At 67.8% G+C, this 5,935-nt stretch carries 5 protein-coding genes; 2 read left to right on the top strand and 3 right to left on the bottom strand.

Annotated elements, in window-relative coordinates; translation table 11 throughout:
* Positions 1 to 173: 173 nt before the first annotated feature.
* Entirely contained in the window at positions 174 to 1,370 is a 1,197-nt protein-coding gene (locus tag AC3WTC_RS20410; protein WP_492712419.1) for an MFS transporter, read from the bottom strand.
* A 94-nt stretch (positions 1,371 to 1,464) separates the two neighbouring features.
* Between AC3WTC_RS20410 and AC3WTC_RS20405 the strand changes: the two genes are divergently transcribed.
* Complete coding sequence (locus AC3WTC_RS20405) at positions 1,465 to 2,394, top strand: LysR family transcriptional regulator (protein WP_025878522.1); 930 nt, start codon at positions 1,465 to 1,467, stop codon at positions 2,392 to 2,394.
* 15 nt (positions 2,395 to 2,409) lie between these two features.
* Here the strand turns inward: AC3WTC_RS20405 and AC3WTC_RS20400 are convergent, their stop codons facing one another.
* Both AC3WTC_RS20400 and AC3WTC_RS20395 read right to left on the bottom strand, forming a co-directional pair.
* Positions 2,410 to 3,876: an amidohydrolase family protein gene (locus AC3WTC_RS20400; RefSeq protein WP_492712418.1), complete on the bottom strand. Its 1,467-nt coding sequence runs from the start codon at positions 3,874 to 3,876 to the stop codon at positions 2,410 to 2,412.
* Positions 3,877 to 3,925: 49 nt separating this feature from the next.
* A complete protein-coding gene (locus AC3WTC_RS20395) occupies positions 3,926 to 4,627 on the bottom strand; it encodes an ankyrin repeat domain-containing protein (RefSeq protein ID WP_032975275.1) in 702 nt (233 codons plus the stop codon).
* Between the two features lie 94 nt (positions 4,628 to 4,721).
* Between AC3WTC_RS20395 and AC3WTC_RS20390 the strand changes: the two genes are divergently transcribed.
* On the top strand, positions 4,722 to 5,603 hold the full coding sequence (locus AC3WTC_RS20390) for a LysR substrate-binding domain-containing protein (protein WP_032975274.1): 882 nt from the start codon (positions 4,722 to 4,724) through the stop codon (positions 5,601 to 5,603).
* Positions 5,604 to 5,935: the final 332 nt, after the last annotated feature.

Raw genomic sequence — 5,935 nt, 5'->3', positions numbered from 1 at the left:
TGTCAGCCGCATGGATGCGGCTGCCAAGCCTACAAGGACGTACTTGCGGCGTCCCCGCCATCCGACACCGCCCCGCCCCCCCACGGAATACCCGCTGTTGCTGTTGCTGTTGAGGTTGCCGGCCAGCGGCCGGCACTACAGCAGGTGCAGGGCGCAGCCCTGCCGAGCCACCCTCAACGCAGACGGATCAGCAGGCTGCCACCGGCGCAGATCGTCGCCAGCCACGCCACGCCGTGCCAACCCCACTGCGCCAGCGCCAGGCTGCCCAACGCACCGCCGCCAGCCATGCCGATGAACATGCCGGTGAACAGCAGTGCATTGAGGCGACTGCGCGCCGGCGGCACCAGGCCGTAGACCAGGGTCTGGTGCGCGACCAGCGCCGACTGGAAACCGAAGTCGAACAGCAGCGCGCTGACCACCAGCAACGGCAGCAGCGCCACGGCCGGCAGCCACGCATCGACCAGCAACAGCGCAAAGCCAACCAAGGCGACGGCAATCGCCAACCGCGCGACCGCGGGGCTGCCCAACCGATCTGCAAAACGACCGGCAACCGGTGCCGCCAATGCACCCGCAGCACCGGCAATGCCGAACGCACCCGCGGCGGCACTGCCCAGGCCCAGCCGTGCGTGCAGCATCAGCGCCAGCGTCGACCAGAACGCACTGAAGCCCACCGCCAGCAGCGACTGGCTGGCCACGGCGCGGCGCAGCTGCGGCTGCTCACGCCAGAGCGCCAGCAACGAACCCAGCAGCGCCGGATAACGCAGCGTACTGGTCGCAGCGAAGTGCGGCAGTGCGCGTGCCATCACCGCCCCCATCGCCAGCACCGAAAGCGCTGCCAGGCCGAACTGCACGCGCCAGCCCCAGGCTTCGGCCACCACGCCGCTGACCACGCGCGACAGCAGGATGCCCAGCAGCAGGCCGGTCATCACCCTGCCCACCACCTGCCCGCGCTGCGCATCCGGTGCCAGCACCGCGGCGGCCGGCACGATGTCCTGTGCCAGCGTGGCCATCAGCCCCACCAGCAGGCTGGCAACAAGAAGCCCCGGCAACTGGCCGGCGAAGGCGGCCGCCCCCAGGGCCAACGCCAGCAGCACCGACTTCAGCAGGATCAGGTTGCGCCGGTCGAAGCGGTCGCCCAACGGAGCCAGCAGCAGGATGCCCAGCGCATAGCCCAGCTGGGTCAGGGTCGGCACCAGGCCCACGGCACGCTCGCCCGCAGCCAGATCCTGCGCGATCAGGCCCAGCATCGGCTGGCTGTAATAGAGCGAGGCCACCGAAAAGCCCGCGCCGGCGGCCATGGCCAGCACCAGCGATGGGGCGGGCGCAGCGCGTGGCGCAGAGACGACGGTTGAGAGCGAGGGAGCGGGCATGGAAGGCACCAGGGAGAGAATTGGAGCCCAGCGTGCCTACATTCGCGAGGCGTCTGTAGTAGGCTCAACAACATACTTTACATACGCCATACGCATGAACGATCTCGCATCGGGCGGCGACCGCCTGGACCTGCTGCGTACCTTCCTGCGCATCGTCGACAGCGGCAGCCTTTCGGCCGCCGCCGTGCAGCTGGGCACCACCCAGCCCACCGTCAGCCGTCGGCTTCAAGCCCTGGAACGGCAGCTGGGCCTGCGCCTGCTGCAGCGCTCTACCCACGGCCTGCTGCTGACCGAGGACGGCCAGCGCTGCCAACGCCATGCGCAGCGGGTGGTGGACGAATGGGAAGCGCTGCAGGCCGAGCTGCACGGGCAGACACAGAGGCTCAGCGGTCGCCTGCGGGTGATGGTGCCGCATGCGTTCGGCCAGGCACAGCTGCTGCCCACCATGCTCGACTTCCTGGCCCAGCATCCACAACTGAGCCTGGAGTGGATCCTCGAGGACCGCCGCCCGGACTTCATCGCCGAAGGCATCGACTGCGCGGTGCGGGTCGGCGCGGTCGATGAACCGCGCGTGGTTGCCCTGCCGCTGGCCGAAGTACCTCGCATTGTCGTGGCCGCACCGTCGCTGGCCGATGCGGAGTCGATCACCACCCCCGAACAGGCGCAGGCATTGCCGTGGATCTCGCTGGTCACCTACTACCGCGAACGTCTGCTGCTGCACGATGCGCAGGGCCGTGCGCACACGCTGTCGATCACGCCGCGCCTGCTGAGTGACAACCTGTTCGTGGTGCAGCAGGCCGCACGTGCGGGATTGGGGGCCGCAGTGGTGTCGGCCTGGCTGGTGGCCGAGGATCTGGCCGAAGGCCGGTTGGTGCAGCTTTTAGCGGACTGGCAGGCTCCACCACTGCCGGTGCATCTGGTGTTCCCCGCTGCGCGACAGCAACCGCTGCGCCTGCGCGCCTTCATCGATGCGATGAAAACCACGCTGCCGCAGCTGCATGGCATGCGGCCGGCACCGCGCTAGGCGCTACCGGCCGCATCACTGCGAAGCGTGGCCCTGCTTCGCCACGGCATTCCATGCAGCGACCTTTGCCTTGGTGTCGGCCAGCATCTTGTCCAGCGCCGCGCGATCGTACACATCACCGCGCAGGATCACGCTGTCGATCTTTTCGGTGGCAGCGATGTCCTGCAACGGGTTGGCGGTCAGCAGCACCAGATCGGCCGCCTTGCCCGTGGCGACGCCGCCATAGCGCTGCATCTGGCCGAACCAGGCCGGGCCGGAGCGGGTCGCGGCGGACAGCGCCTGCGGTGCGCTCAGGCCTTCCTTCACGAACAGCTGCAACTCCTGGTGCAGGCCGATGCCGGGGTAGTTGAACGAATTGAGGAAGCCGGCATCGGTACCGGCAATGATCGTCACTCCCGCTTCCTGCAGCAGCGGCAGCACCGCAGCCACCTGGTGGTACTGCGCATGGCGCGCCTCGATCTGCGCCGGGGTGGCCTTGGCCGCGCGTTCGATGCGCCAGGTGTAGGTCGCGCGCAGGCCCGGGCCGATATAGGCCAGATACGGGTCGTTGGCGTGGTCATCCTGGTCGAGGAAGTCGAGGATGCGGCCACCGTTGAGGGTCGGCGTCACGAATACGCCACGCTTGGCGAAATCACGGTAGGCATGCAGCGCGGTTTCGCGATCGAAGCTGGCGTCGAGCCGGCGGTTGGCTTCGGCGCGATCGATGCGCCCGGCGCCGAAATCGGCGGCGATCTGCGCCTCGTCCTTGCTGCCAGCCTTGAAGGCATAGTCCAGATGCTCGATCGAGGCCAGGCCCGCATCCACGGCCTGCTCCACCGTCAACGCCATCGGAATGTGGCCCGAGGCCTTGAGACCCGCCTTGCGCGCCGCGCTGGCCGAGTACAGGAACAGCTCTGGCGTCAGCGTGCTGTCGGTGATCTTCACGAAGTCGACCTTGTCGTGCTGCAGGCGCTCGATCGCCTTGTCCGCGTCGGCCTTGCTTCCCACTTCGATGGTGCCCTTCCAGACCGGCTTGATGCCTTCGATTTTCGCACCGGAGGTCAGCAGGCGCGGACCGAACAGCGTGCCGTTGGCGATGTCGCCGCGCCACTGCAGTACCTGCTGCGGAAGATCACCTGAGCAATCGCGGATCGTGGTGATGCCATGAGCGATGTACAGCGGCAGCAGCGCCTTGTTCTCTTCCACCAGCGCCGGACCACCACCGAAGTGCACGTGCATGTCCCACAGGCCTGGAATCAGGTACTTGCCCTTGGCGTCGATCTGCCGGCTGGCGCTCCACTGGCTGCGTAGCTGCGCATCGGGACCGACCGCGACGATGTCCTCGCCACGGATGACCACGCTCTGCCCGGGCACGCTGCGCGCGTGCTCGACATCGACCACCGTGGCGTTGCGGATCAGCAGATCGGCGCGTTCGGCGGCAGAGGCCGACAGCGGTGCAACGGCAAGAAGGACGGCAAGGGACAACGGATGGGAACGGAACATGGACGGCATCCTGGTGGGCACGGCAGCGTGCGGGTGGAAGGGGCGGGTGTCAGCGCGTCGCGCCATGCTGGCGCAGCAGGGTTTCGATGTTGGTGTAGCCGCGTTGCTTGGCATGCGCCAGCGGCGTTACGCCGTCGCCATCGGCAAGCTCGGGGTTGGCGCCAGCGTCCAGCAGCAGCTGTACGATCTGCACGTGGCGCGGGCCGCCATCGCCAAGCAGGATCGCCTCCAGCAGTGCAGTCCAGTGCAGGCGGTTGACATGATCCACGGCCACGCCGGCGCGCAGCAGCGTACGCACGGTGGCGACGTGGCCGCGTTCGGCCGCAGGAATCAGCGCGGTACCGCCATAGCGGTTGGTGCTGCGCAGGTCTGCACCGTGGGCGAGCGTCAGCGCCAGGATCTCATCCAGGCCGCGCGCGCCGGCATACAGGTACGCGCTGTCCTGCATCGCGTCCTTGGCATTGACGTCGGCACCGGCCTCGATCAGTTCGCGCGCCGCGTCCACGCTGTTGCCGTGGGTGGCCAGCAGCAGGGCCGTGCGGCCCTGGCCGTCACGCGCCTCCAGATCAGCACCCGCATCCAGTGCCTCGCGCACGGCGCGGGCATCACCGCGGCTGGCGGCATCGCGCAGCTGCGCATCGGCGTCGCTTCGGGAAGTCGCCGTACACGCCGGGATGACCATGGCCAGCAGGCACAGCAGCAGCATGCGGGCCAATGCCGAACGGCGCTGCCGGGAGCGAGGGTGGTGCATCGTGACTCTCCTCATGCGCAATGGCGCCGGCCATTGCCGGCACCTGCCCTGCATGGTAGAAGTCGGCACGGGTATCCAGAAGTGAAATGTTCAAATGCAAGACAGTGCCAAATCGAATAGAACAGTGTTCGAACTGGACCTGCTGCGGGCCCTGGTGATGGTCGCCGACTGTGGCAGCTTCACCACCGCGGCTACCCGCCTGCATTCAACCCAGTCCACGGTCAGCCAGAAGATCCGCCGCCTGGAGGAGCTTGCCGGCCACCGCCTGCTTGAACGCGGCCACCGCGACGTGCATCCCACCGACGCCGGACACACCCTGCTGGGCTATGCCCGGCGCATGCTGGATCTGAACGAGGAACTGGCCCAGGCCTTGGCCGGCGCCACCGTGGAGACCGCGGTGCGCATCGGCGTGCCGGAGGACTTCGTGAACCCGCAGACCACGCGCATGCTGGCCGCCTTCAGTCGCCGCCACCCGCAGGTCAAGCTGGAAATCAGCAGCGGCCTCAGCCGTGATCTGGCCCATGGCTTCGACCATGGCGAGCTGGACCTGGTGCTGGTCAAGCAGCGTCGCAACACCCGCCAGGCCGTGCACTGCCGACGCGAACCGATGCACTGGATCGACAGCCTGCGCAGCAGCAGCCTGCAGCAGGACCCGCTGCCACTGGTCACCTTCCCGCCGCGCGGGCTGTACCGCGACGAGATGATCCAGGCCGTGGAGGCGCTGGGCCTGCGCTGGCGCATCGCGTTCACCAGTTCCTCGCTGAGCGGCATCCAGGGCGCGGTGGCCGACGGCATCGGCATCAGCCTGCTGCCACGGCGCGCGGTCAACCGCGAACACCGCATCATCGATGGGCAGCGCGACCTGCCACTTGTCGACAACTACGAGATCGGCCTGCTGCATCGCGCCGATGCCGATGATGCGGTGCGTGCGCTGGCCAGCGAGTTGTGGCGACAGGTGCAGCGCGAGCCGGAATAGTCGGCAGGGCTGCGCCCTGCACCGCATTGGTAGTGCCGGCCGCTGGCCGGCAACCTCAACAGCAAGCTCAACAGCAACAGCTGGTTTCCTGTCGGATGGCGGGGTGGCATGGCCTGCTCTTGGTAGGTGTCGACCTTGGTCGACCAGTAGATCCACGCCACGCGTGGATGCTTTTCGAGATATTCGATTTCCAATGGAGATTCATCCACGCATGGCGTGGATCTACTGGTCACCGGGAAAACTGTCGAAGGCGGTGCGGTGTCGGATTGCGGGGCATCCGCGCCATGGATGGCGCGGCTGAGCCTACAGGGACGTACTTGCGGCGTCCCCGC

The organism is Stenotrophomonas sp. FW305-C-20-S1, assembly GCF_058783335.1.
The sequence above is the reverse complement of the archived record's forward strand: the minus strand, read 5'-3'. Positions and strand labels throughout refer to the sequence as shown.